Origin of the sequence: Gluconobacter sp. P5E10 (assembly GCF_018812145.1) — a bacterium.
Taxonomy (GTDB): domain Bacteria; phylum Pseudomonadota; class Alphaproteobacteria; order Acetobacterales; family Acetobacteraceae; genus Gluconobacter; species Gluconobacter cerinus.
This window is the reverse complement of sequence record NZ_JACRVZ010000001.1, coordinates 1-26,584: the sequence shown is the minus strand read 5'-3', so window position 1 is coordinate 26,584 and position 26,584 is coordinate 1. Positions and strand designations below refer to the sequence as shown.

23 protein-coding genes, 1 tRNA gene and 1 rRNA gene are annotated in these 26,584 nt (G+C 56.5%); 10 read left to right on the top strand and 15 right to left on the bottom strand.

Features of this window, described 5'->3' with window-relative positions; all coding sequences use genetic code 11:
- Position 1: 1 nt before the first annotated feature.
- The 3 genes from xdhB to KP707_RS00115 all read right to left on the bottom strand — a co-directional run bounded on the left by xdhB (position 2) and on the right by KP707_RS00115 (position 5,509).
- Complete coding sequence (gene xdhB / locus KP707_RS00125; protein ID WP_211501761.1) at positions 2-2,332, bottom strand: xanthine dehydrogenase molybdopterin binding subunit; 2,331 nt, start codon at positions 2,330-2,332, stop codon at positions 2-4.
- On the bottom strand, positions 2,325-3,785 hold the full coding sequence (xdhA, locus tag KP707_RS00120) for a xanthine dehydrogenase small subunit (RefSeq protein WP_215751569.1): 1,461 nt from the start codon (positions 3,783-3,785) through the stop codon (positions 2,325-2,327). Before xdhA ends, xdhB begins: the two co-directional genes overlap by 8 nt.
- A gap of 287 nt (positions 3,786-4,072) precedes the next feature.
- Positions 4,073-5,509 carry a PLP-dependent aminotransferase family protein gene (locus tag KP707_RS00115; protein ID WP_249202697.1) on the bottom strand — a complete coding sequence of 479 codons (1,437 nt, stop codon included), beginning with the start codon at positions 5,507-5,509 and terminating at the stop codon, positions 4,073-4,075.
- Positions 5,510-5,621: 112 nt separating this feature from the next.
- On the opposite strand from KP707_RS00115, the gene KP707_RS00110 reads away from it, so the two are divergent.
- Positions 5,622-6,236: a LysE family translocator gene (locus KP707_RS00110; protein WP_086634204.1), complete on the top strand. Its 615-nt coding sequence runs from the start codon at positions 5,622-5,624 to the stop codon at positions 6,234-6,236.
- A 9-nt stretch (positions 6,237-6,245) separates the two neighbouring features.
- Here the strand turns inward: KP707_RS00110 and KP707_RS00105 are convergent, their stop codons facing one another.
- From KP707_RS00105 to KP707_RS00085, 5 genes are all read right to left on the bottom strand, one after another.
- A complete protein-coding gene (locus KP707_RS00105) occupies positions 6,246-7,175 on the bottom strand; it encodes an ABC transporter ATP-binding protein (RefSeq protein ID WP_215751575.1) in 930 nt (309 codons plus the stop codon).
- Positions 7,172-8,125 carry an ABC transporter ATP-binding protein gene (locus tag KP707_RS00100; RefSeq protein WP_211501757.1) on the bottom strand — a complete coding sequence of 318 codons (954 nt, stop codon included), beginning with the start codon at positions 8,123-8,125 and terminating at the stop codon, positions 7,172-7,174. The genes KP707_RS00105 and KP707_RS00100 overlap by 4 nt, the downstream gene beginning before the upstream one ends.
- On the bottom strand, positions 8,115-9,098 hold the full coding sequence (locus tag KP707_RS00095; protein WP_211501756.1) for an ABC transporter permease: 984 nt from the start codon (positions 9,096-9,098) through the stop codon (positions 8,115-8,117). The genes KP707_RS00100 and KP707_RS00095 overlap by 11 nt, the downstream gene beginning before the upstream one ends.
- Complete coding sequence (locus tag KP707_RS00090) at positions 9,095-10,045, bottom strand: ABC transporter permease (RefSeq protein ID WP_211499808.1); 951 nt, start codon at positions 10,043-10,045, stop codon at positions 9,095-9,097. The genes KP707_RS00095 and KP707_RS00090 overlap by 4 nt, the downstream gene beginning before the upstream one ends.
- Positions 10,046-10,163: 118 nt before the next feature.
- On the bottom strand, positions 10,164-10,358 hold the full coding sequence (locus KP707_RS00085; protein WP_046900203.1) for a hypothetical protein: 195 nt from the start codon (positions 10,356-10,358) through the stop codon (positions 10,164-10,166).
- Between the two features lie 307 nt (positions 10,359-10,665).
- Here KP707_RS00085 and cysK point away from each other — a divergent pair, with 307 nt between their 5' ends.
- The gene (gene cysK, locus KP707_RS00080; RefSeq protein ID WP_046900204.1) at positions 10,666-11,661 is read left to right on the top strand and encodes a cysteine synthase A; all 996 of its coding nucleotides are present in this window, start codon (positions 10,666-10,668) and stop codon (positions 11,659-11,661) included.
- 127 nt (positions 11,662-11,788) lie between these two features.
- Entirely contained in the window at positions 11,789-12,466 is a 678-nt protein-coding gene (locus KP707_RS00075) for an alpha/beta hydrolase (RefSeq protein ID WP_211501755.1), read from the top strand.
- On the opposite strand, the gene KP707_RS00070 is transcribed toward KP707_RS00075, so the two are convergent.
- From KP707_RS00070 to KP707_RS00055, 4 genes are all read right to left on the bottom strand, one after another.
- Positions 12,460-14,829, bottom strand: coding sequence for a heavy metal translocating P-type ATPase (locus KP707_RS00070; RefSeq protein WP_211501754.1), 2,370 nt, complete (start codon positions 14,827-14,829; stop codon positions 12,460-12,462). The two genes, KP707_RS00075 and KP707_RS00070, sit on opposite strands and share 7 nt — an antisense overlap.
- A 79-nt stretch (positions 14,830-14,908) precedes the next feature.
- Complete coding sequence (locus KP707_RS00065; protein WP_211501753.1) at positions 14,909-16,624, bottom strand: SbmA/BacA-like family transporter; 1,716 nt, start codon at positions 16,622-16,624, stop codon at positions 14,909-14,911.
- Positions 16,611-19,007 carry a TonB-dependent siderophore receptor gene (locus KP707_RS00060; protein WP_211501752.1) on the bottom strand — a complete coding sequence of 799 codons (2,397 nt, stop codon included), beginning with the start codon at positions 19,005-19,007 and terminating at the stop codon, positions 16,611-16,613. Before KP707_RS00060 ends, KP707_RS00065 begins: the two co-directional genes overlap by 14 nt.
- Before the next feature lie 76 nt (positions 19,008-19,083).
- The gene (locus KP707_RS00055; RefSeq protein WP_086634247.1) at positions 19,084-19,296 is read right to left on the bottom strand and encodes a heavy-metal-associated domain-containing protein; all 213 of its coding nucleotides are present in this window, start codon (positions 19,294-19,296) and stop codon (positions 19,084-19,086) included.
- Positions 19,297-19,596: 300 nt separating this feature from the next.
- Between KP707_RS00055 and KP707_RS00050 the strand changes: the two genes are divergently transcribed.
- The 4 genes from KP707_RS00050 (at position 19,597) to KP707_RS00035 (ending at position 22,960) form a co-directional block, all read left to right on the top strand.
- A complete protein-coding gene (locus KP707_RS00050; RefSeq protein ID WP_211501751.1) occupies positions 19,597-20,001 on the top strand; it encodes a hypothetical protein in 405 nt (134 codons plus the stop codon).
- An 85-nt stretch (positions 20,002-20,086) separates the two neighbouring features.
- Positions 20,087-21,883, top strand: a complete 1,797-nt coding sequence (locus KP707_RS00045) for a copper resistance system multicopper oxidase (RefSeq protein ID WP_211502200.1) — start codon at positions 20,087-20,089, stop codon at positions 21,881-21,883.
- A gap of 20 nt (positions 21,884-21,903) precedes the next feature.
- Positions 21,904-22,653 (top strand): copper resistance protein B, encoded by a 750-nt coding sequence (locus KP707_RS00040; protein ID WP_249210272.1) that lies wholly within the window; start codon positions 21,904-21,906, stop codon positions 22,651-22,653.
- A gap of 25 nt (positions 22,654-22,678) precedes the next feature.
- Positions 22,679-22,960, top strand: coding sequence for a hypothetical protein (locus KP707_RS00035; RefSeq protein WP_211506886.1), 282 nt, complete (start codon positions 22,679-22,681; stop codon positions 22,958-22,960).
- A 25-nt stretch (positions 22,961-22,985) separates the two neighbouring features.
- Here the strand turns inward: KP707_RS00035 and KP707_RS00030 are convergent, their stop codons facing one another.
- Positions 22,986-23,327: a metal-sensitive transcriptional regulator gene (locus KP707_RS00030; protein WP_167386112.1), complete on the bottom strand. Its 342-nt coding sequence runs from the start codon at positions 23,325-23,327 to the stop codon at positions 22,986-22,988.
- A gap of 281 nt (positions 23,328-23,608) precedes the next feature.
- On the opposite strand from KP707_RS00030, the gene KP707_RS00025 reads away from it, so the two are divergent.
- The 3 genes from KP707_RS00025 to KP707_RS16670 all read left to right on the top strand — a co-directional run bounded on the left by KP707_RS00025 (position 23,609) and on the right by KP707_RS16670 (position 26,297).
- On the top strand, positions 23,609-23,851 hold the full coding sequence (locus KP707_RS00025) for a FeoA family protein (protein WP_046900211.1): 243 nt from the start codon (positions 23,609-23,611) through the stop codon (positions 23,849-23,851).
- 8 nt (positions 23,852-23,859) lie between these two features.
- Positions 23,860-25,728 carry a ferrous iron transporter B gene (locus tag KP707_RS00020; RefSeq protein ID WP_249210264.1) on the top strand — a complete coding sequence of 623 codons (1,869 nt, stop codon included), beginning with the start codon at positions 23,860-23,862 and terminating at the stop codon, positions 25,726-25,728.
- 389 nt (positions 25,729-26,117) lie between these two features.
- The gene (locus tag KP707_RS16670; RefSeq protein ID WP_252348817.1) at positions 26,118-26,297 is read left to right on the top strand and encodes a hypothetical protein; all 180 of its coding nucleotides are present in this window, start codon (positions 26,118-26,120) and stop codon (positions 26,295-26,297) included.
- 47 nt (positions 26,298-26,344) lie between these two features.
- Here the strand turns inward: KP707_RS16670 and KP707_RS00010 are convergent.
- Positions 26,345-26,421 (bottom strand) — tRNA-Met (locus KP707_RS00010).
- Between the two features lie 48 nt (positions 26,422-26,469).
- Positions 26,470-26,584 (bottom strand): 5S ribosomal RNA (gene rrf / locus KP707_RS00005).

Genomic DNA, 26,584 nt, shown 5'->3' with positions numbered 1-26,584 from the left:
GTCAGTCGTTCTCGCCACGCAGGCTCATGGCAGTCCGCAGAACACGTTCTGGCGTCGCAGGCGCATCAAGCTGCGGGCAGGTCTTGTAGTCATTCAGGCTGGCAAGAGCGTCCGAAATGGCCTGAAGAACTGCCACGCCATGCACAAAAGGAGGCTCCCCAACGGCCTTGGACCGGAAAATCGTCTCTTCCTGGTTCGGGGCGTTTTCCAGCAGTTCCACATTGAAAATCCGTGGCCGATCGGAACAGGCCGGGATCTTGTAAGTGCTGGGCGCATGGGTCCGCAGACGACCAGCCGGGTCCCAGACCAGTTCTTCCATCGTCAGCCAGCCTGCTCCCTGCACGAAGCCACCTTCGATCTGCCCGACATCGATTTCTGGATTCAGGGACTGCCCGGCGTCATGGAGAATATCCACGCGGTCCATGGTGTTTTCACCCGTCAGTAGATCAACGGACACTTCCGCACAGGCCGCACCATAGGCGAAGTAAAAGAACGGACGTCCCCGCCCCGTTGCCGGATCCCAGGAGATCTTGGGGGTTTTGTAGAACCCGTTGGAAGACAGAGAGATACGGGCGAAATAGACCTGCCATGCCAGTTGCTGGAAGGTCATGACGTCTGCCCCGACATGCACGCCGTCGGGCAGGAACTGCACGTCTTCTTCCGCGACATTCCACTTCTCGGCAGCAAACGCGATCATGCGGCGCTTGATCTTGGTAATGGCATCCAGAACTGCCATGCCGTTCAGATCTGCTCCGGAAGACGCAGCCGTTGCAGACGTGTTGGGAACCTTGCCCGTTGTAGTGGCTGTGATGCGGACCCGGTCGGACGTCAGACCAAACTCACGCATGGCAATCTGCACCATTTTCGTGTGCAGACCCTGCCCCATTTCCGTCCCGCCATGGTTCACCTGCACGGAACCATCCGTGTAGACATGAACCAGCGCACCAGCCTGATTGTAGTGCGTCGCCGTGAACGAAATGCCGAATTTCACCGGCGTCAGGGCAATCCCGCGCTTGATGTATCGGCTGGTTTTATTAAAAGCGCGGATCTCTTCCTTGCGCTTTGCATAATCGCAGCGCCGTACCAGTTCCGTGACGATTTCCCGGCTGATCGAGTCTTCCACCGTCATGTGATACGGCGTGACGTTCCGATCTGTCGTTCCATAGAAATTGCGCAGTCGCACGCTCACAGGATCAAGCCCCGTCGCAAATGCGACTTCCTCGATCACGCGTTCTGCCGCGACAATACCCTGCGGACCACCAAACCCTCGATAGGCCGTGTTGGACTGCGTGTTGGTACGTAGTGGTTCGGAACGGAACCGCACATCCGGGTAGAAATACGCGTTGTCTGCATGAAACAGCGCACGATCCACCACAGGCCCAGACAGATCGGCGGACCAGCCACAGCGGGCGGCCAGAACCATATCGACTGCCAGAATGTCGCCGTCATCCGTGAAGCCGACATCATAATCCACGACGAAATCATGCCGCTTGCCGGTCATCATCATGTCGTCGTCACGGTCCAGACGCATCTTGGCAGCCTGTCCGGTCAGATCAGCCGCAATGGCCGCCAGACAGGCCGCAGCATTGGCCTGCGTTTCCTTGCCACCAAAGCCCCCGCCCATCCGGCGCACTTCAGTCGTGACCAGATGATGCGGCCGCCCCAGAACGCAGGCCACCAGATGCTGCGTTTCAGACGGATGCTGGGTGGAAGACCAGACACGCATCTCCCCTGCCTCACCTGGCTGAGCCAGAGCGGCCTGCCCTTCAAGGTAGAAATGCTCCTGCCCGCCCATCGTGATACTGCCAGACAGACGACGCGGCGCGGCAGCCAGTCCGGCCTCCACATCACCGCGCTTCATGACCAGCGGACGCCAGACCAGATCGCCGCCAGCTTCCCGCGCCTGAGCGACGTTCAGGATAGCGGGTTTTTCTTCGTACTCGATCTTTGCAAGCCGGACGGCCTGACGGGCAGCCTGCCGGGACGTCGCCACCACGGCAAACATCGGCTGGCCCCAGTAGTAAACATGATCCGTGGCCAGCAGTGGCTCATCATGCGCATGAACCGGGCTGATCTCGTTCTCGCCCGGAACATCCTCTGCCGTCAGAACCCGCACCACACCGGGCGCAGACCGCACCGCGCTCAAATCCATGGAAACGATCCGCGCATGAGCCTTGGTGCTCAGCCCCGGGACGACATGCAACATGCCTTTCGGCTCCGGCATATCGTCGATGTAGTTCGCACGCCCTGTCACATGCAGGATCGCGCTTTCATGCTTCATGCTGGTGGAAGCCGCGCCCTGAACCATCGGGATCTTGCGAGCTTCAGACATGGGCCAGCCCTCCCGTACGGGCCAGACGGGCCTGTGGGCCGCCCGTTGTTTCCTCAAAGAAGCGCGTCAGCAGATTCGCGGCGACTGTCCGGCGATACCAGTCTGTGGCGCGCATATCCGTCAGAGGCGTGAAGTCCTGTGCAATCGCGGCTCTTGCGGCGTCCAGCGTTGCTTCTTCCCACGGGCGGCCGAGCAGCGCGGCTTCAGCATTCGCTGCACGCTTCGGTGTTGCTGCCATCCCACCATAGGCCAGCCGGATAGACGTAATGATTCCGTCTGCATTCCGACGCATGAAAAAAGCCCCCAGAACCGCTGAGATATCCTGATCGAACCGCTTGGAAATCTTGTAAGCGCGGAACTGAACGTCCTTTCCAGGAACCGGAAGAGTAACGGCTTCCACAAACTCCCCGGGCCGCCGATCCTGCTTTCCATAAGCAATGAAATAGGCTTCCAGAGGCATGGAGCGGCGTTCATTGCCCAGTCGCAAATGCAGGGTTGCACCAGCGGCAATAAACATCGGTGGCCCGTCACCAATTGGCGAACCGTTGGCGATATTTCCACAGACTGTCGCGCTGTTCCTCACCTGCGTTGAACCCAGACGACGGATCATCTCTGCTGCATCGGGAAGGAGGTCTGCGATAAACGGCTTGGCTTCCTGATAAGTCACGGCAGCGCCGATCGTCAGGCCTTCATCCGTGAGCTCAATCTTCCGTAACTCAGGGACACGGCCGATCGAGACGACATGCCGCAGTTGCTTCATGCCTTTGGTCACCCACAGACCCACATCCGTTGCCCCGGCGACAATCGTAGCCTCGGGATGCCGCACCAATGTGTCAGCCAGAACATCTACACTCGCCGGAATTGTAAGGGTGCCTTCTGCGCCAGACACCTGAACGGTTTCACCGTCATTCAGGGCTGTGAGACGCTCCGTGATCGTCGCAACCTGCGCATCGAAACGGTCCGGGCCAGCCGACATGGACTGTTTCATGGCGCGCACAATCGGCGCGTATCCGGTGCAGCGACAAAGATTTCCAGCCAGAGCATCGTCAATCTGGGCATCATCAACAGTTGCACCAGGCGTCTTGCGATACGCGGCCATGGACATGACAAAACCTGGCGTACAGAAACCGCACTGCGAACCGTGCTGTTCCACCATAGCAGCCTGCACGGGATGCGGTGCATCAGGCGTACCGAGGTCTTCAATCGTATAAACCTGCGCACCATCCAGCATGCTGACAAACTGAATACATGCATTCACAGCGCGCCAAACGAGCCGATCCTGATCCAATCGTACGACCAGCACGGTGCAGGCGCCACAGTCGCCTTCGTTACAGCCCTCTTTCGTTCCGGTTTTGCAACGATCTCGTAGCCAGTCCAGAAGAGTCAGGGTCGGGTTCAGGCCATTCAGAGTGCAGTGCTCATCGCCCAGATAAAATTGTACAGCCTGTCTCATGATTCTTGCCCTCCATGAGGCAACACGCGCAAAGCAAAACGGAAGAAGGCTGGCTGGACTGTCAAAGTTCGACCCTGGTGAAGATGGGGAAACCCCGAATATGAAAATGGGAGACTAGCAGAGTCCTGCACCGAAGAGGGCGTTGCCGTCCATATCCAAGATACGCATAACGCGTTGCTTTTTCGAGAGCACAAATAACACGCACTGACACACAAGACCGAGCTCACTTTTCGCTTCGCTATGCAGCATCTTTAAGCAAGCCATTATGGCTGTTGCAGCGCGCCGCCTCAGAGAAGACCTTTCAGAACCGACCAGAGTTCGGGCTGCTCCACAGCACTAACGGTAAACCTCAACATGCTCGACGGTGCCTGCGTCGGAGAAAATAATGTTCCAGGCGCCAGAAGCATCCCTTTTGCAGATGCCGCCCGCGCAACGGCCTCAGAATCCTGCCCACAATCCACCCAGACGAAAATACCCGCAGGCGGAAGATACGGCAGCGTAAGACCACATCCGATAAGCGCATCAGCACATTTCTGGCGCGCCTGATTCACCCTCTGCCGGAGCCGGGAAAGATGCCGACCGTAGTGTCCATCTTTCAGAAGACGCGCCATGACGTTTTCTCCCAGCTGCGGCGTACATAAACCGGCCAGAAGTTTTAGGTCCGTCAGCCGCGCCACAATATCCGGACGCGCCGCCAGCACACCCACTCTCAGACCGGCCGCCATCGTCTTGGCATAGCCTGTAACGAGAATAACCCTTTGCAGGCGGTCCATGGATGCAAGACGAATAGCAGCTCCGTCATGGAAATCCGCGTAGGTATCGTCTTCCAGAACCATGAAGTCATATTTCTCGGCCAAACGCAGGATATCATGCGCCGCTGCAGCCCCGAGAGTATATCCCGTGGGGTTGTGAACAACGCTGTTAATTAGGAAAAGCTTCGGTTTATGCTCCGCAGCCAGACGCTCCAGAACCTCCAGATCCGGCCCTTCCCGTCCCCGCGGCACACTGATGATTCTTGCCTCGTAGGCAGCCAGGCGACCAAAAATCAAAGGCCAGCCCGGCTCCTCCACCAGTACGGTATCTCCACGCTGGACCATCAATCTCAGCACAAGATCAATTCCATGCGTGACACCCGCCGTCATCAGCAGATGATGATCCGGATGCGCAGCGATTCCCTGACCACCCAGCATGGCCGCAATATGTCGGCGTAACTGCGGGCTCCCCTGGGGATGGCCGTACTGCAGTAACCCCGCAGAATCTTCCCGTGCGGCCGCCCGAATGGCGCTGGCGATCAGATCCGCATCCAGCCAGTGCGATGGAAGAACACCAGAGGCCGCAGTCAGGCGATTAGACTGTCCGGTGCCGAACATTTCGCGCAAAAGCCATGTCACATCGAGCTTTGACTGTTCCGGGGGCGCCTGCGTTATGGCTTCCGCAAAGACCGGCGGCTCGACGGGTGAGCGCACGAAATATCCCGCGCCTGGCCGTGACAAAACCAGCCCGCGCGCCAGAAGACGCTCATACGCTTCCATCACCGTATAGCGACTGAGCCCTGCGCTTTCGGCCATCTTGCGAACTGACGGCAGGCGGCTGCCGGGCCTGAGCCTGTGTGTCTCTATACGCTCGGCGAATTCAGTTTCGAGTTGCTCAACGAGCGTTGTGTCACCACCACGGACGGGCTTCCAGAGGGGAAATGTCCCATGCTGAGCTGGCATTACTGTCATGGTCAAACCTCCGGAACAGTCTGAAAGAATCCTGTTCAACTGTACCGGTACTGTTCCGGTAATCCTTGTCATAGTGATCAGGATAATCCCGTCTGCAACAGGAAATTCCGTCATGCCGACTTACTGGCAGGCTTTTGCGCCTCTCGTTCTTTTCACGTTTGTCGCATCCGTTACGCCCGGCCCCAACAATATGATGCTGGCGTCCTCCGGGCTGACACACGGATTCCGCCGGACGATCCCACATATGCTTGGGGTTGCGCTGGGGTTTGTCCTAATGGTGGTTATTCTCGGCCTTGGGTTGGGAAGCCTGTTTGAGCATGCACCCTGGTTTTACGTTGGCCTGAAATATGCCAGCGCGGCTTATCTGCTCTGGCTGGCTTGGAAAATTGCCACATCCTCAGCAACGCCTGAAGCCAATGGGAAAGGAAAGCCCATCAGCTTCCTGCAGGCTGCTGGTTTCCAGTGGGTCAACCCGAAAGCCTGGGTCATGGCCGTCGGTATTGTTGCAGCCTATGTTCCGAAGGAAGGTTTCTTCTTCAACCTTGCCATCGCCGGCGTCATCTGTGGGTTGGTGAATTGCCCTTCCGTCGCGCTCTGGGCCGGCTTTGGCGCAGGCATGAGACGGTGGCTTCATCGGCCGCTTCTGTTACGGAGCTTCAACTATGCGATGGCTCTGTTACTGGTTGCGTCCCTTTACCCACTGGCTTTTGAAACGGCCTCTCGCTGAATTTCAACTTCACAGAGGGTAATGGCAGGCGACCTGCCGTCCCTCACCGGACGGCTGAAGTACAGGACGTTCTGTTGCACAACGCGGCTGGGCAATCGGACAGCGGGTATGGAAACGACACCCTGATGGCGGATTGATCGGGCTAGGCACGTCGCCTTGCAAAGGCGGCGGCAAGGCCCGATCCGGGCGCGGAACCGCATCCAGTAATGCTTTGGTATAGGGGTGTGCCGGCCGGTCCAGCACATCGAGGCCGTTTCCCTCTTCCACAATACTGCCCAGATACATGACAGCAATCCGATCTGCCATTTGCCGGACAACGGACAGATCATGAGAGATAAAGATGCATGCCACGCCGAGAGAAGCCCGCAGATCCCCAAACAGATTGACGATCTGAGCCTGAACAGAAACGTCCAGTGCGGAAACGGGCTCGTCTGCGACAAGAAGCTCCCGCCCTAGCGCCAAAGCGCGGGCAATGTTCAACCTCTGTCTCTGCCCCCCGGAGAACTCATGCGGAAAACGCCCCGCGACTGACTGGGAAAGACCCACCTGATCAAGCAGTTCCGCAACACGCTCCCTAACCCCGTGCCGACGATGAATGCGGAGGGGCTCGGCCAGAGACTCCCCCACGGTTCGGCGTGGATTGAAGGCAGCAGAAGAATCCTGAAAGACCATCTGCATTCGCGCGCGCCAAGGGCGCATTGCGCGATCGGACAGTCCGGAAATTTCCTGCCCGTCGAACAGAACCTTGCCAGATGTCGGCTGTGTCAGACCAATCAGAGTACGTCCCAGGGTCGACTTTCCGCATCCGGATTCCCCGACGAGCGCCAGAGCTTCTCCTTTCCGCACCTGCAGGGAAACACCCGAGACAGCATGCAACACACGTCCCCGGCCAAGACGGTAAGATTTCTCCAGATTGCGCGCTTCCAGCAGAACACTCATGCCGCATACAGGACACACGCCACGCGTCGTCCCTCCTCGATTTCAGTCAGGGGCGGACGTACGGCACATTCTGGCCGAACGACGCTGCATCTGGGAGCAAACACACACCCGGTTGGACGATCATCAGGTGTCGGCGGCTGACCTGGAATGGTTGGAAGCCGTTCGGGTCTGGGACCGTCCAGGGGTGGAATGGCCGCTAGCAACGCCTGAGTGTAGGGATGCAAGGGACGATCCAGCACATCCCGAACCGGGCCATTTTCAACCACCAGTCCCGAATACATGACTGCCACATGTGTGCAAGCCTGCGCGACAACACCCATATCGTGCGTAATCAGCATGACCCCGGCGCCTTCTTCCCGGATTTCGCGCAGCAATGTCAGGATCTGAGCCTGCACGGTAACGTCAAGCGCTGTCGTGGGCTCATCGGCAATCAGCAGGGCCGGTGTGCAGGAGAGTGCCATCGCAATCATGGCGCGCTGGCGCAGACCGCCTGACAGTTGATGAGGGTACCGCTTTGCGGCCATAGCCGGATCGGGCACGCCCATCCGCTCCAGAAGCTGCACCGTCCTTGCACGGGCCTCGCTTCTGCTGACGCAATGATGCAAACGGATCTGCTCGTCAATCTGCGCCCCGATAGACCTTACTGGCAAAAAAGCCGTCATCGGGTCCTGAAAGATCATTGCAATCTGCGCACCCCGGAGCTTACGCATCACCTTGTCCGGGAGGTTGACCAGTTTCTGTCCAGAAAAGAGGATGCTCCCTGATGCTTTCAGGCCGGGAAGAAGCCCCATGACGCTCATGGCCGTGAGGCTCTTGCCCGACCCGGATTCCCCCACGACCCCCAAAGCCTCGCCAGCTTTCAGACGCAATGAAACACCTTCAAGGAGCCGCGTACCACCGGGCAGGTTCAGCTTCAGGCCCTGAATATCGAGCAATTGTTCAGCGTCCATGCTGACCATCCCTGATACGCGGGTCTAGGAGCGCATACAGTCCATCCACCAGAGCATTCGCAATGACAACGAATACGGCTGCATACATGACCGTCGCTATGATCAGAGGCAGGTCCAGGGTGGCCAGAGCCTGATAGGTCAGACGTCCCACGCCCGGCAAAGCAAACACGACCTCTGTCAGCAACGCTCCGCCGCCTAGCAACTGGGCAAAATCCAGACCGAAGAGCGAGACATAGCTCAACCATGACAGTCGCAATCCATGCCAGAGCCAGACACGAGCCGGCCCTGCGCCTTTCGCTCTTGCCGTGCGGATAGAGTCTTCTCCCATCGCACTCAGAAGCTCTGATCGCAGGATGCGGGCATATAGTCCCATGAAGGAGACCGAGAGCGTCAGCGATGGAAGAAGCAGTGATTTTGCCCAGCCGGTCGGACTTTGAGAGAGCGGCACATATCCCAACGGAGGCACCCATCGAAACAGCCACGTATCGTGCCAGCGACTCTGGGTGAACAAATTGATCACCTCCCCGAGCCAGAAAACCGGCATGGACAGCCCGATCAGACCCAGCACCATCAGGACCCGATCCACCCAGCTATCCCTCAGCACCGCGGACGCAACGCCAATTCCCAGAGATCCTACAACCCAGAAGAAGGCAGCCCACACAACGAGGGACAGCGTTACCGGTGCCGCAGACACCACTTCGGGCACGACTTTCTGACCATGATTAACGAAAGACGTGAGATCTCTGCTGACGAACAGTTTCTCCATCATGCGCACGTACTGAACAGGCAACGGGCGGTCGAACCCATATTCGGCGCGGATCCGCGCCATGACCTGCGGGCTGGCGCCCCTGCCTGCGATACGCGCAGTCGGGTCTGCTCCGGGAGTGGCGAAGAAAATGCAGAATACCAGAACGGAAATGCCGAAAATCACCAGCGCCATCTGCCCGGCTCGCGACAGGAAACTGCGTATCATCGACCGGCTCCCTTCGGATCCAGATGATCCCGAAGGGCATTCCCCAGAACATTCAAGGCCAGCACTGTCACGACAATTGCTATGCCCGGCGCTATGGCGACAATTGGCCTCGTATAGAGAAGGCCTTCTCCATCCTGAATGAGCGTTCCCCATGACGCTGCGGGGGCCTGCACACCAAGAGACAGAAAGGACAACGCCGATTCCGCCAGAAGGCACAGAGCCATGACGAGAGGCCCGAGAACAACCATCGAGGGCGCAAGACTGGGCAGAATTTCACGTCGGAGAATACGAAAATCCGAGGCCCCCATTCCCCGGGCCGCCATGACGAATTCTGCTCGTGACAGACTCAGAACACGGGCTCGCAATGGGCGGGCGGCATACGGCACATAAACCAGCGCAATAATGCCTATGGGAATCAGAAAGCTATCGGCAGCAAGCGTTATAAACCCCAGATGAAGGCCATGCCCTACAGTTACAACCGACAGTGAAATGGCAAACAGGTAAACCGGGATAGCCCACAGGATATCGAGCAAGCGGGACAGAACGACATCCACCCAACCCCCGAAATATCCGGCACAAATACCGATGCTTCCCGAGAGGCACAGACACAGCAGTGCGGCCGATGCCGCGATCAAGAGGGAGCTTCGACCGCCATACAACAGACGAGACGCAACATCCCGTCCCTGGGAATCAGAACCCAGCATATAGGCACCCGGTGACCAGTCAGGCCCCAAGGGCGTCAAACCCAGATGCAGAGGATTATCGTTCGGCTGCATCAGGTCCAGTGACTGGCCGTGACGTGTGGTGGTTCCAGCAATGTTGGAAGAAAACGGGTCCACTCCCACCATTTGGGCGTAGAGCGGAGCACATAAGCTCGCCAGAATGACGAGCCCCAATGCCGCGACTGCAAGAGCAACGCCTTTCTTGACGGAAAGCGCGCGGATCATTCGCAGAAAACCGTTTCCTCCCACACACACTCCCATCTGCCGATCTGTTCAGCCTACCGTTCTAGCGGACCGACAGGGGAAGAGAAGAGGTGTAAAGGAAGAAACGTAAATCGTTTATTCAGATCGGCCTCAGAACGGACCGTGCATGCTGCGAGACCAGACGGCGCAGGGCGGATAAATCTGTCAGGGTCTGGTTATGCAGCCCGCGAACGCTGTCATGGGCGGCATAGAAGCGGCGCGCACCCGTTGCGCTGACCAGAATGGCAACGCCGAGAAAAATACCATTGATTTCGATAACTGTGGAACCAAGCATGACGTCGAACCTTAAAAGCGCCCGACATCTGTGTGCTGTCGGGAAATTACGAATGAAAAGAGAAAGAATTCCGGCTCGCGGAAAGTCGGCAACACGGGGGTTGCCAGCAGCACATTCGACACATCATCAGGATGCCCTTCCGGTGGATCAATTCATGCTCTCATAACGGATGAAACGTCAGATCGTCAATATATTACGATAAACAATAAGTGGTTCGTAAAATTATATATTATATTACTTTTATATTTAGTTTTTTAAGATCAAATTCCGTCCTGCCCTTTTCCACGTCCTGTGATACAGAAACGATATGAACAAAAAGGCCTTGTCTTCCCCCGCTCCCTTCGAAGGTTATGCCGCTCCGCGCGGTAAGGTTTACAACTCATTCCTGGAGACAGTCGGGGGCACGCCGCTCGTTGCACTGCCCCGCCTGACGGAACAGGAAAAGCTGCAGGGGCGCCTCCTGCTGAAGCTCGAGTTCTTCAACCCGCTAGGCTCCGTCAAGGACCGTATTGGCGTTGCCATGCTCCGCGATGCCGAGGCCCGCGGGCTGATCACGCCGGGACGGACAGCCCTCATTGAGCCGACATCCGGCAATACAGGCATTTCGCTTGCATTTGCAGCTGTTGCGCTAGGCTATCGCCTGATCGTCACCATGCCGGAAAGTGCCTCCATTGAGCGGCGCAAGATGCTGCGTCTCATGGGCGCGACAACCGAGCTGACACCTGCAAATGATGGAATGGCCGGTGCCATCCGCCGGGCAGAAGAACTGATGGAAACGCTGCCTGACGCTTGGATGCCAAGTCAGTTTGAAAATGACGCCAATCCGGCAGTTCATGAGCAGACAACCGCGTTGGAAATCTGGAACGACACTGCCGGGCAAGTGGATATGGTTGTAGCCGGACTGGGCACTGGCGGCACGGCTTCCGGAATTGCGCACGGCCTCAAGAAACACAACAAGGCGATCAAGGTCTTTGGTGTAGAACCACGGGAAAGCGCCGTTCTACATGGTGATGAACCTGGCCCCCACGGTATTCAGGGTATTGGCCCCGGATTCCAGCCGGATACGCTGGATCTGCGGGCACTGGATAGCGTGATTGAGGTTTCAGAGCAGGAATCGCTGACAACAGCCCGTCTTTGCGCCGCCGTCGAAGGCATTCCCATCGGAATTTCCTCTGGCGCCGCACTCTATGCTGGCATGACTTTGGCCAAGAAAACCGCCAATCGGGGCAAGACGATCGTTGTTATTGCCCCGTCTTTTGCGGAGCGTTATCTCTCCACACAGCTTTTCGACGGACTGGCCTAAAAAAGTTCAATAAAATAACTTTATGATATAGTTATTTTATTGAACTCTGATTTATGTTCGTTATTAATCCAGATCACAAATCCTGATCGGGAATTGTCTCCCGGTCAGGTTTCTGGAGGCTTTGGGCATGAACCTTTTCTCTGGCCGCGCAACTGCTCTGGACCTAGCAGCGAGTGCTCGAGCGCTTTCCTTTCAGCACTCGTCTGAAGAGACGGTTCTTGCCGCCGAATTTCATCACATCAAAACACAGTTCACGCCCTTACTCGTACCTGGGCTTTTCGGTTCCGGACAGCACCACTGGCAGACCCGATGGGAAACTGCTTTTGGCCTGCCTCGCCTGCATCAGGCAGACTGGGAAAATCCAACACCGGAAGAGTGGGACGCTGCGCTGACACAGGCCATTCAGCATGCTGAAAAACCTGTCCTTCTTATCGCCCATAGCCTCGGTGCTGTCCTGACCATGCGGTGGCTCGCACAGCATGAGTCATCCAATGTCGCTGGTGCGTTCCTCGTTGCGCCAGCGGATATTGAGCATACGACGCACCCGGAAGCATCTCGCATCAACGCGTTTGCTCCACTTTCAGAGGCTCCCTCTCCGGTTCCCGTCGCCATGATGGCCAGCCGGAACGATCAGTGGCTTTCCAACGATCGTGCCCGGCTACTGGCACAACGGTGGCAAGCTGAATTTACGGATGCCGGTCTGACAGGACATGTGGGGAGTAATGATTTTCTGGGGCTCTGGAGCCATGGCGCCAGAACCCTTATCTCCTTTGTTCAACGCCGCCTCACGACACCAGCTCAGTGAGAGTGTGGTTTCCAGCGGTTCAGAAGCAGAGAATTACTTACGACCGAGACTGAGCTCATGGCCATGGCTGCACCCGCGACAATCGGGTTCAGCATGCCCAATGCGGCCAGTGGCAGACCCAGAACGTTATAGATAAAGGCAAAGAACAAATTCTGCCGGATCTTCGAAAGCGTAGCCTTAGATAGGGAAATGGCATCCAGAACGGCCGCCAATTCACTCTTCATAAGCACGACATCTGCCGTGTCTAACGCAACGGCAGAACCGGCCCCGACAGCAAAACCCACGTCCGCTGCTGCCAGGGCCGGTGCATCATTGATGCCATCCCCGACCATCCCCACAACGGCACCTTGAGCACGATATTTCGTCACGCTTTCAGCCTTGTGCTGCGGTAAAACGCCAGCGAGGTAATCATCCACGCCAACCTGCCGCGCAACAACAGCTGCGGCACGCTCATTATCGCCCGTCAGCATGACAACCTTGATTCCACGCGCCTTCAGTGCGGTGACCGTTGAAATGGCATCCGGGCGAAGACCATCCCCCAACGCGACGATGCCAAGCAGGTGTCCTCCCGTGGCGACCGCAATTACGGTCTGCCCTTCATTTTCGAGCGCCGCCACCGGAAGAGCTTCCAGGCTGTAGCCGGCCTGCGTGAGATAGCGCGGAGATCCGAGCAAAGCTGCCTCTCCGTCAATCTGTGCCTCAACGCCCAGACCTGGGATGGCCTTGAACCCATCCACACTCAAAATCGTCGCACGGTGAGCTGAGGCATAGTCCACGATAGCCCGAGCCAGAGGATGCTCGGAATTCTGCTCCAGCGATGTGGCCACGGCCAGCAGGCGGTCAGCCGAAACGCCCTCAGCAGGATGCAAACGGGTGACAGTCGGACGACCTTGCGTCAGGGTTCCAGTCTTATCGAGAATGATTGTCGTAAGTTTCTCGGCTTGCTCCAGCGCATCTGCATTCCGGAACAGAATACCATTCTGGGCCCCTCGCCCTGTCCCGACCATGATGGCCGTCGGTGTAGCCAGACCAAGCGAGCAGGGACAGGCAATGACGAGAACAGAAACCGCTGAAATCAGGCTCCATGTCATGGAACCTGTGACCAGCCATCCGATCAGGAAAGTCGCGACAGCGAATGCGACAACGGCGGGAACGAAGATACCGGAAACACGGTCTGCCAGTCTCTGGACATTTGCTTTCGATCCCTGCGCCTGCTCGACCATGCGAACAATCCGCGCGAGAGCTGTATCCGAGCCAACACCTGTTGCCTTCACCCGAAGCATACCGTTCGCGTTGATCGTCCCGCCGAAAACTTCACTCCCGGCCTGCTTCAGAACCGGTACGCTTTCGCCCGTCAGCATGGCTTCGTTCACATCTGAAGCACCATCCAGCACTTCGCCATCCACCGGGACACTCTCGCCCGGCCGGACGATAAAGATGTCTCCGGTGTGCATATCAGCTACCGCACGATCAACCAGAACACCGTCCCGCTCGACATGTGCGGTTTGCGGCTGAAGCTGCAACAGGCTTTCAATCCCTGCACTGGTACGTACTTTGGCACGCGTTTCCATCAGCTTGCCGAGTGAAATCAGCGTGATGATTGCACCGCTGGCTTCAAAATAAACTGGCTGGGGCAAGTGCAGGATCGCCACCAGGGCACTGAACAGATACGCAATGCTCGTTCCCAGAACGACCAGCACATCCATGTTCGCCGATCCGCCCCGAACTGCATTCCAGGCTCGGCGATAAAGATGAGCGCCACAGACGAACTGAACCAGCGTCGCACTTACAAACTGAACAGCAAGCGGGACTGTCTCCATACGCCCCAGCAACATGCCGAACATCTCAATGAAAAGCGGTAGTGCAAGTACGAATGTCAGCAAAAAGCGGTTTCGCTCCCGACGCCATACAGCTTCACGCTTTGCCTTCGGATCTTCGCGCGTCCCTTCATCCAGACGAGATGCCCCAAACCCAGCCTTGGTGATTTTGGTTGCAAGATCGTCAGGCGTCACAATGCCTGGAACATAAGTGACATGCGCACGCTCGGCAGCGTAATTTACGCTTCCCTGCACGGACGGCATCCGGTTCAGAACCTTTTCAATCCGCGCAGCGCAGGCAGCGCAGGTCATGCCCGTAATTGCGAAGTCCACACTCTGCTCATCCACCGAGAAACCGGCTTTGCGCACTGCGGCAATAACGTCCCCGACTGTGGTGCCCGAGCCTTCCAGTTCGACCTGCGCACGCTCAGACGCAAAATTGACGGCTGCCTGAACACCGTCCTTGCGGTTCAGAACTTTCTCGATCCGCGCAGCGCAGGCCGCACAGGTCATTCCACCAACTGGAAAACTGACCGTTTGTGACATCTGGGACTCTCCTGAGCGGACGGAATTCGCGAAGCCACAGGCTCCAAAACAAAGGGGAATAATATACCCCCATATGGTATTATAAAAGACGCTGAACAGTTACGCTTTTTTCGCGAAGAATCATTTCCTGGCCATGAAATGCTTTAAGGGCTGCGTGATGCGCAACACTGATGAGGGTGATGTGAGGCAGGCGTTCAAGGAGGCGCGCATAAAGATCAGCCTCGTTCTTCTCATCCAGAGCAGACGTTGCTTCATCGAGGAACAACGTGGACGGTCGAGCAAGAAAAACCCGGGCAAATGCCAGTCGTTGCTGCTCTCCCGGAGATAACACGTCTCCCCAGGCCGCTTCATTTTCCATATCTGGCGTAAGAAACTCCAGATTTGCCGCGAGAAGCGCCTCTTCACAGGCTTTACGGGCATAGCGATCCGGGGTTGCTGGATAGCTAAGGGCCTGAAGCAAAGAGCCAGCCGGAACATAACTGCGCTGAGGAAGGAACATGGCATCGCGTATGTTGAAAGAAATATGCCCCTTCCCCTGCGTCCATAGTCCGGCGAGGGCCCGTAGCATGGTGCTCTTCCCTGCCCCGGATGGCCCGCTAATAAACCATCGCTCTCCCGCAGGAATATGGAGGCTTCCTATATCCGCGATGCGAGAGCCATCAGAGCGATCCAGAGACAGAGCTTTAATTTCAATCCCGTCTGCATCCGTCGGCTCCCGCACGATACCACCAGCCGGAAGGCTCACAACAACACGCTCAAACTCCCCCAGACGCTGAAGGATGGAGCGAAGCGTTGCCAGATCCGTGTAATTTTCGATGAACCATTGCAGGCTTCGGCGCACATTCATGAATGCTGAATTGATTCGCGAATACAGACCAAACGTCAGAGCATGGGCCAGCAGCTTCGGCACAAGCAGCGCCCACAAAACGATATTAACGCCACCCGTGTAGAGTTCGACCACAGTATTGGCGCGCCACGTGTAGGTCATGACGCTGCGCCAGTTTTTGGCAATACGGTTCAGGCATTCGGACAAACGGAAGTGCTCCGCAGCCTCTCCACCATAGAACGCGATCTGTTCAGCGTTGCGGCGAACATCCAGCAAGGTCGCGCGTAAATCAGCATCGTAATGCTGCTGACGATAATTAGCGCTGACAAGGAGGCCACCTGCTTTTTCAAGCACGAACGAGACCAGAAGAATGGAAATCGTCGTTCCAAAGAACATGTATCCGGGGATGACGATGTGCCAACCATGCCAGACAAATGAGAGTGTTCCACCGATCGTCCAAAGCACGACCGCAAAGGACAAAAAGGTTGTGACAGCCTGAATGGCTTCCAGCCCAAGGCGGAGCGTCCAAACGGTCATCTGGGCCAGATCATCGGCAATACGCTGATCCGGGTTATCCGCCCGGTTCTGACCATGTTCCAAATGATAATACGCGTCATCAGAAAGGTATTTGCGCAGATAGACCCGTGTATTCCACAGGCGCCAGCGCATGGAGAGCACCTGTGTCATATATTGCTGGATGACTCTCATTCCTGCGCTAAGCGACGTCATCAGAATATAAATGGGCAGTAACGCAATGCAGGCTGCAACACGGTACGCGAACATCGTGTCAAAAAAGGTCTGGTCCCATTTCCCAAACCACACCGCGACCTGAACATCCAGGAAGGATAAGCCGATAATACTGCCCAGAAGGCCCAGCGCCTTCCAGCGATCTTCCGACCGCCAGTAGGGGAGCAGAACCTTCCAGTCAGAAAGAGAATGTGGGGGTGTCGGGGGTTCAGTATGTGCCACGAAGCGTTGCCATGAAACTGCGGGGAGCGGCCGGGAAGTTAAATTGCCAGACGCCGCTGGCACGCTCGTAATAATAGCGGTCTGTCAGGTTATAAGCGTTCAACTGAAGTTTGAGATGCTTGTTGAACCGGTATCCAATGACGCTGTCGAGCGTCATGTAACCGCCCTGAACTGTCGTGGCATAACTGCCCCGAAGATTACTGTATGCGTCCAGCCCGACACCAAAATTCAGTCCCTTCAGACGACCTTGCTGCACATTGTAATGCACCCAGGACTTGAACATGTGATGCGGTGAGAAAACACCCCCGAAGTCTGAAACTTTCGGGTTGGAAACCTTGGTATCCAGATATGTGTATCCGATGGAGACATCCAGTCCCGGCAGGATCTGGCCATCCACCTGCGCTTCCCAGCCTTGCCGACGGATTGGGCCGGTCGTGATATAAAAGCTGGTGTGATCCAGGTCCTGTACAGGCTGGTTCACACTCTCCATACGAAACAGGGCTGTCGAGATGTTGAGGCGCCCATGGAAGTACTCGCCCTTAAACCCCGTTTCGACCTGATTGCCCTGCTGCGGCGTCAAACCTTCTCCGTTGAAAGTCAGCCGCCCCACAGAAGGTGTGAAGATGCTGGCATAACTGGCGTACCAGGAGAGGTTGGGCGTGATCTGATACACCGTGCCGAGATAAGGCGTCAGTTGGCCATGAATATTCGCCGTGGTTTTCCATGGGCTTTCCGGAGACGGACTGCCATCCCGCGTCTTTTCGGAAAAGCGTGACACCCGGCCGCCAAGAATCAGCGAAAGATGATGGATCAGCTCAAGGCGTAGCTGACCATAGAACCCCCACTGATAAGCATTGTCGTCTGTGCCTTCAGCCCCTTCCGCCGGGTTATAGGTAATACTGCCTGCAGCCGGTTTCTTTACGACCGCCGTATTGTTGATGCTGACATCAGAGTAGAGCGCGTCTGAATTTACAGCTCCGTAGGCAACGTGTGTGTTGTAGGCGTTATAATTAAAACCCAGCAGCAAATGATGCGTCCGGTGCAGAAGGCGGAAGCTGCCTGTTGCATAGATGTCCGCAGATCTGGAGGTGTTCGTACCTCGGTATGGAAAGTTTCCAGCGTCCTTGTAGGTCAGGCGCCCTGTCTGGGTATCAATGTTGGTCCACGGCTCATTATAAAGCGTGTTGTAGCTTTGGTCGTAGAATGTCCCACGTGCTGTGACGCTCCAGTCGCCCCAGAGCTTCTGCGTCAACGAGGCGATCGTCTGCTGGGTCATATAATTGCTGTAGCCCCACGGTGGCGTGGGGTTCGCATCCCGGCCGCCATACCAGAGCGTCCGCGTGGTCGTGACGGGGAGCCCGTAATAGGGTGCATCAATATTCTGCTTCTGGGCTGCATGAGAGACAAGGAATGTGGTGGACGGTGTAATGTCCCATTCCAAAGCGCCATAAGCCTGCCACATCCGATTATGGGCATACTTGTAGAAGTAATCGTTATCCTGAAAGACGTCGGCCGTACGGAACCGTAGCGTTTTGGAGCGATTGAGCGGAATGGTCAGATCAATATCGGCGCGATAATTATTGAAGCTACCAACCGAGGCACTTCCGCTTGCAGCAAAATCCTTGCCAGGCTTTTTTGTCACCTGATTGACAACGCCACCAGCTCCGCCAGCGCCCTGCAATAATCCGGCCGATCCGCGCATAACCTCGATCCTGTCAAACATGGACAGGTCAAAACTCGCATTATTCAGCGTTCCAGCAGCGTTCGGCGTATTATCGATGGACGTCGTGAGCTGATAGCCGCGTGAATAGAAATTACTGTTGGCGGTGGAACCGGGAAGAACGCGGATACCGTTAATCTGCCGCATGGCGTCCGTCATCGTCAGCATGTTGGAATCTTCCATGCGCTGCTGTGTGATGACAGAAATGGAGTGCGGAATATCCTTCAATGCGACAAGCGTTTTACCCCATGCCTCTACGGCGGGTGCGGTATAGGAGCGTGGCGTTCCATAAACACGCAGGTTTTCTGTTCCGCCATCCACGGTCGAGGCCAGATCGGGGCTTTGGGCCACGGGTGCTTCAGCAATAGCGGCTGTAGTTTCCGGAGAAACCATCGGCTTCCCGCAGACCTGCCGTCCCCCCGCATCTTTGTGCTGAATGCGGCAATGAGACATTTTCTGGCGTGTTTTCTCTCCGCGTTCCGCAGCCTGAGCATCAGGAGCGGAGCCCATCAGGACAGTCCCGCAAAGAAGGGCAGACCCGGAGACCGAGAACTTCAGGAAACGTCTGGATGCGTCAATGCCGTGATGTGTCATAAAACCTGCCCAGAAAAAATAATTCTGCCGCACAATTTGTTTCGATTTGACAATATAACGCTGCAGCATGACACCCGGACTGGTTTCACAGATTGAACCGGGTGTTGTGTACCGTGCGCCTCTCTGAATGAGAAGGCGACGCGCGTTAGGAAACCAGGTCGAACCCTGTTTCTTCAACAGTTTCGGCCAGCCCCGCAGGAGTTGCCACGTCGGGATCGTACACCACCGTAACCTGTCCGCCAGCCAGTACGACTGTAACCGACGAGACGCCGCTCACGTGTTCCAGCGCCTCGCGCAGACGCTTTGCACATCCTTCGCAGGACATTCCTTCCACTTTGAGATGTGCTGTCTGCGTCATGGTCATTTTCCTTCTGGCTTACTCAGTATCCTTGGAATACTGCGATTCTTTCATACCCCTGTTGGGTATATGTTTTTCTCCTATGCGGTTTCCGGGCGGTTTTGAAATTAAAATCGTTAATATAACGTATTAAATAATGTGTACGGATGGGGGGTATCCAAGAGAAATCCTGTCTTCCTGCTTTTTGTGTGTGCTCTGTGGGTGAAATCTCTCTTCCATTCATTCCCTGCCTGGGTATAGGGTCATTGCAGGAGGCAGGCGAAAGGACATCCAGACGCCTGTGGAAGACAGGGATCTGTGATGCTCAAAACGCATACCCGGACATGGCTTGGCATCATTGCCTGCCTGCTGATGCAGGTGGGACTGATGGCTGGTGCCTTTCCGGCGCATGCAGCATCACGGGCACACGCCATGGCCATGACGCACTGCGTATCCATGACTCACAAGACGACTGATGCCTGCGACAAGCACAGTATGCCGGGCCTCGGAACTCCCACTCTCCATGATCATCACCACGCGGGGCATGGACAGGGCTGCTGCCACATCCATTCTGTGTCGGCTGAGCCTCTCTTGACGCTTGCGAACACACCCTCGTTGTCGGCGCATCCTGCGATTGCCAGACGCTTTGCCAAAACAGGCCACACATCGCTGTCTGGAACAGACTGGATTCCGACGCCCCCTCCCCCCAAACAGCTGATTTCCTGAAACGACCCGATCCGCAGCTTTGCTGCGGCTGGAGTGTGCATCCGTGCGCTCCGGTTTTCCTGCACCGTTTCCCGGTTTTCAGCTGATGCCTAATTCATTCGACCCCATACGCCCCCTGACGCGGCGGCGTTTTGTTACGAGCCTCGGTGCGGGAGCCTGCCTAAGCGCCCTGCCTCACAAAGCACAAGCGAGCACTCGCACGTCTACAGGCCTTCTGCCTTCAACCCCTTCCAATATCTGGGATCTAAAGGTCAGCCGAACGCATATTTCTCTCGATGGAAAATCCATGCACGCCCCCAATATTGGTGGAACAGTGCCTGGCCCCATCCTGCGCTGGAAACAGGGCGAAACCGTTACACTGAACGTCTCAAATGCGTTGGATGAAACAACGTCGATCCATTGGCACGGGATCCGCGTCCCGTCCAATATGGATGGCGTGCCGGGCCTGAGCTTTGCGGGCATCCCACCGGGCGAGACTTTCAGCTATCGCTTTCGCCTGCATCAGAGCGGCACATACTGGTATCACAGCCATTCCAACATGCAGGAAGCGATGGGACTGTATGGCGCCATCGTCATTGACCCCATTCGTCCTGATCCGAATGCCTGCGACCGGGATTATGTCATCTTTCTGGGAGAATGGACGGATGTCATGCCCCATGACATCGTCAGCAATCTCAAAATGCAGGATGACTATTACGTCTTCCGTCAACGAACAGCCGCATCCTTTCCCAAAGAAGCCCGTGATGCGGGGAGCGCCATGGCCGCTCTGAAGGACCGGCTTGCCTGGTCCCGGATGAACATGGCCGCAACCGATATCGCGGATGTTTCAGGTGCTATCTACACCTATACATTGAACGGCAACGCGCCAGACATGAACTGGAACGGCCTGTTCCGCCCAGGCGAGCGTGTGCGTCTGCGCTTCATCAATGGCGCCACCATGACGCTGTTTGACGTGCGGATTCCGGGTCTCGAAATGCTCGTCGTTCAGGCGGATGGCAACGACGTGGAGCCAGTTCCGGTTGATGAATTCCGCATCGGTGTGGCGGAGACATATGACGTCATCGTTCAGCCCAAGGAAGACCGGGCCTATACGATCTTTGCTCAAAGCGAAGACCGAACAGGCTTTGCCCGCGGCACACTGGCGCCTCGCTCGGGCATGAGTGCACTGATTCCGCCCATGGATCCACGCCCCGTCCGCACCATGGTCGACATGGGTATGGGCAACATGAAGCCGGGAGAGAGCATGGACCACATGGCGATGCCCGGAATGGACCACGGCACGGACATGAAGAACATGCCTGGAATGGATATGTCTCACATGGACATGAGCCATATGGGTCATATGTCCATGCAAAAGATGGAAATCGACGATCCTGGGCCGCCGCCGATTAATGTCGAAAACCAGAACGTCGCAATGATGCCGATTGATCGGACAAACAGCCCAGGGGATGGGCTGGAAAACAATGGCCGACGCGTCCTGAATTATGGGCAGCTTCGCGCGACACGACCGGGCGCAGACCGCAGGCCTCCATCACGTGAGATTATCCTGCATCTAACGGGAAACATGGATCGTTATATCTGGGGCTTTAATGGCCGAAAATTCTCAGAGTCCGGACCAATCCGCCTCAAAAAAGGAGAGCGGGTCCGCTTCACACTGATCAATGACACCATGATGGAACACCCGATCCATCTGCATGGCCTGTGGAGTGAACTGGAGAATGGCCAAGGCAATTATCGCCCTTACAAGCATACCATCATTTCACAACCGGGATCTCGCATGAGCTATCTCGTGACGGCAGATATTCCCGGCATGTGGGCCTATCACTGTCATCTGCTCTATCACATGGATCTGGGCATGTTCCGCACCGTGGTGGTGTCATGAAAGCCGCCTGGGCAGCAACCATGCTTCTGGCTGGAGCCGGTATGGCTCATGCCGAAGACACCACGCAGTATCACGCCGCGGATGCTCCGATTCCGGGCGCGGTCACGCATCTTGGCAACATCATGCCCGTGATGATGGACCAGAGCAGCTGGTTCCATGGCATTTTGGAGCAGGCAGAAGGGCGCTATGCCCCCGCCGGAACTGATTTCCGCTGGGACGGTGAAGTCTGGTACGGCACGGATTATGACCGACTCTGGATCAAGTCTGAAGGCACGCTTGAGAAAGGGCGCCTGAGCGATGGCCAGCAGGATATTCTCTACAGCCGTGCCATTTCCACATACTGGAACCTTCAGGGCGGCGTACGTGTTGACTTGGATGATGGCCCGACCCGGACGTGGGGGGCCTTCGGTATTCAAGGGCTGGCCTTATACCAGTTCGAGTTTCAAGCCACGGGGTATGTCAGTGACCGTGGGCGCTTTGGTGCCCGCGTCGAGGGATCATACGACTTCCTGCTGACCAATCGTCTTATTCTCCAGCCTCAGGCGGAGTTCAATCTCTATACGAAGTCTGATCCAGCCCGGCAGGCAGGCGCAGGCCTGTCAGACGTCGATGCCGGGCTCAGGCTTCGTTACGAGCTATGGCGAAAATTCGCGCCTTATGTGGGCATCACATATTCCGGCCATCTGACACAGGCTCGCAGGATCGTACGGGATCAGGGCGAAAAGCCCGGCTCGGTACGCTTCAGCCTAGGCATCAGAAGCTGGTTCTGATCTTCATTTTTCAGGAGTTCTCATAATGAAAAAAGCTCTTCTCACCGCCTCTGCCCTTCTGTTCGCCACAGTGGCATCTGCTGCCCCCAGCCAGACAACCGAACCAAAGGCGCCTGTAGCCGTAAAGGCAGATCCTCTGGCAGGCCTGACCATGGATCAGCAGATGGAAATCTGCGAGCGCCTTGAAACTCTCAAGACGCAAAGCAAACCCTTAACTCCGAAGATGCAGCAGCAGCTCAAGGCCTGTCAGGCGATGAGCATGGACGCTCCTTCTGACACAGCCCCGGACGCGACACAGGACCGCTAAATCCACCGATGGAAAAGAGGAGGCGTCAGCGCATCATCCGGCGCACGACCTGCAAAAGCTCGTCAATCGCCTCTTCACCGCCGTCCGTCTGCACGGCTTTCCTGACACAACCATTAGCGTGCGTGGACAGGATCTGGATGGAAACACCATCAAGCGCGGATTTGATGGCAGAGATCTGTGTGAGAATATCAACGCAGTAACGGTCATCCTGTACCATGTTCAGGATACCACCAACCTGACCTTCGATCCGACGGATGCGGTTCAGCAGTGCCTTCTTCTGAGGCTGCTCAACGCGCTTCTCACCGGGGGTCTCACTGGTGGCACAATGCACACAGCCGTCTGCCGGAATCTCGTCTTCTCTCGTCATACTCTTCATAGGTCACGGCTCCTCTGCGGTCATGCGAAGGCGTTCATAGCATCTCCACGCTCATTCCGACCATTCGGCCCTATCAGACGGGCTCTTTCTGGCGTTCTTGAGGCGGCCCACATGATATCACGCAAGAAAAATCCTGAGGCACACAGTCAATAAGTAAACTGTGGATGCAAATAATTCTCATCTCTCTCTTTTCGCTCCCGCCGGATGAGCCTATCTAGGGAAACGGCCAGCACGCCCAAGGGAGAGCTGGGAGGCACTGGGATAAGAAACTGATGTGGTATCTGAATACACTCTCCAAAGGAGATCATGCCATTATTGATCGGGTCGAAGAGCTGACACTGGCAGACCCCATTTCTGCCCGCCTCGGTGAACTTGGCTTTGTTCCGGGCGAGAGAGTGGAAATTGTGGCGACCGGTCCAATCGGCGCAGACCCTATTGCTGTTAGTCTTGGCACATCCCGTTTTGCGCTCCGCAAAGGAGAAGCAGCGCGTATTGTTCTGCGCCGCCCAGTCTGACCATCATAATGACGTCTCCCGCCTCGCCGTCTCCTATGACTCATGTGTTACAGACTGCCCTTGTTGGAAACCCGAACTGCGGCAAGACTTCGCTTTTCAACCAGCTGACCGGAAGCCGTCAGAAAGTAGCGAACTACGCTGGCGTCACGGTCGAGCGAAAAGAAGGCTTTTTCTCCACGCCGCAAGGTCGCCCGATCCGCGTGCTAGATCTTCCTGGGGCTTACAGTCTAGCATCTACGAGCCCGGATGAGGACGTCACGCGAGATGTCTGCCTGGGACAGCACCGCACTGAGAAACGTCCCGAACTTCTGATCAGCGTTATTTCTGCAACCAATCTTCGGCTGCATCTGCGCTTTCTGCTGGAACTTCGTCAGCTTGAAGTCCCCGTCATCGTTGCGCTCAACATGATGGATGAGGCCAAGCGCAATGGCATGACCATTGATATTGCCGGGCTTGAGCAAGAACTTGGCATGCCGATTGTGCCTGTCATCAGCCTGAACAGGCAGGGTGTTAAGCCTTTACTGGAAGCTTTGGACCGCCCTCTTCCACCCCCGCCAAAAGCGCTTTCCCCGGACGCGGACCTTCATGCCGAAGTCCGACGTCTGCTTCAGGCATATGTTACGGATCGCTCTGCTGGCCATGCCCGATTAGTTGATCGACTGGATCGCTGGTTCCTGCATCCTGTCTGGGGCCCAGTCATTCTGCTGGTCGTGCTGTTCGTGATGTTCCAGACAGTTTTTGCGTGGGCACAACCTCTCATGGATGCTCTGGGAAGTGGCATTACCATGCTTGGGGAGTTCATTCTCAGGCCGCTGCCTGACGGTGTCTTGCGGAGCTTACTGGCTGATGGCGTTATCGCGGGCGCAGGAACAGTCATTGTTTTCCTCCCGCAAATCCTAATTCTCTTCCTGTGGATTCTGGCCTTGGAAGAGTCGGGATATCTGCCGCGTGCGGCATTCCTTCTGGACCGTGTCATGGCTTTGGCCGGTCTGAGTGGCCGGTCTTTCATCCCGCTTCTCTCCAGCTTTGCCTGCGCCATTCCCGGCATTATGGCCGCACGTACTATCCAGAACCCAAGGGATCGACTGGTCACGATCCTGATCGCTCCCCTCATGACGTGCTCCGCCCGTCTGCCAGTTTACACACTGCTGATTGGCGCATTCATCCCGCACAAAACAGTTCTCGGAATTTTTGGAATTCAGGGGCTGGTTCTGTTTGGGCTCTATGCTCTGGCGATCGTCAGCGGCATCATCGCCGCTCGCATAATGACGCGTGGCGTCAAATCAGAAGAACATCCACTCCTTCTGGAGCTCCCCCCGTATCGGCGCCCTAATCTTAAGAGCCTAGCGCTCGGTCTGTGGCAGCGTGCGGTGATGTTCCTGTCACGAGTTGGTACGATTATTGTATCGCTAAATGTCCTGCTCTGGGGCCTGTCCAGTTTCCCACTTCCCCCCGCCGGTGCGACCGGTGCTGCTATTGACTACAGCCTTGCGGGCCGGATTGGCCACCTGATGCTCCCGATTTTTGCTCCCATCGGTTTCAACTGGCAAATCTGCGTTTCCCTGATTCCCGGCCTCGCTGCACGTGAAGTCGCCGTCAGCGCGCTGGCGACAGTCTATGCACTCGGGGTGAGTGAAGACGCTGCATCCGCAAAGCTTCTGCCACTTCTTTCCAGCCAATGGAGCATTGCTACCGCTCTCTCGCTGCTGGCGTGGTATGTTTATGCCCCGCAATGCATCTCGACTCTGGCTGTCATGCGACGGGAAACCCGGTCCATGAAAGTCGTTCTGGGAGCAACAGCGTATCTTTTTGGTTTGGCCTATGTCGCAGCCTTCATCGTCTATCACGTCGCCAGGGCTGTCACAGGAGACGCATGATGATTGAAACAATCGTTGCCATTCTACTGGTCAGTATCGCAGCACTCTACTGGTATGCACGTCTCTTTCCAGTGAGCTGGGGACGCCTGAAAAATGCTTGCGGGTTACAATCTCGCCCCCCTGTTGCTATCCCGTCAAAAGGATGCAGCAGTTGTAAGGCTTGCAGTGGGAAAGCAGGGGGATGCCACTGAGCTGTCTATGTCTAGGCGCTCAGGTTCCTACACTGATCGGCAACTTACGAATCATAAGCTTTGTCTTCAGTTCCAACTGACTGCTGGGCATCTCCAACGCGGAGATGAACGCGCTGGAAGCCTGCAAGACCGAGTTAGCGTCCCTGCTGTCCGACGTTCATGACGCTGTGGTGGATCTAGCGGCAGAGGTCAGGCCGTTTGACCGACGCTCTTAACCGCCTCGAGGAACGGCTGGAAGCCGCCGAAGCGCTGCGAGCGCTGATCGAGAAGGTCGTGCTCACTCCCGGCCCGAACCGGGGCGAGATCGACGCGATGCTGTATGGAGAACTGGGGACGATCCTGAACAGGACCGAACGGCAAGCCATTGGAAATGGCTGAAAAAAGAAACACTCCCGAAGCGATGCTCACGGGAGTGTCTGAATCACTGGTTGCGGGGGTAGGATTTGAACCTACGGCCTTCAGGTTATGAGCCTGACGAGCTACCGGGCTGCTCCACCCCGCGGTGGTATTGGTGATGTTGGTGTTGTGGGAGTGATGAGTGGGCTAGGGGACCTGGCGGCGACCGACTTTTCCGCACCTTGAGGTGCAGTATCATAGGCGCTGAGGGATTTCACGGCCGAGTTCGGGAAGGGATCGGGTGTAGGGCCCTCGCAATGGCCACCAGG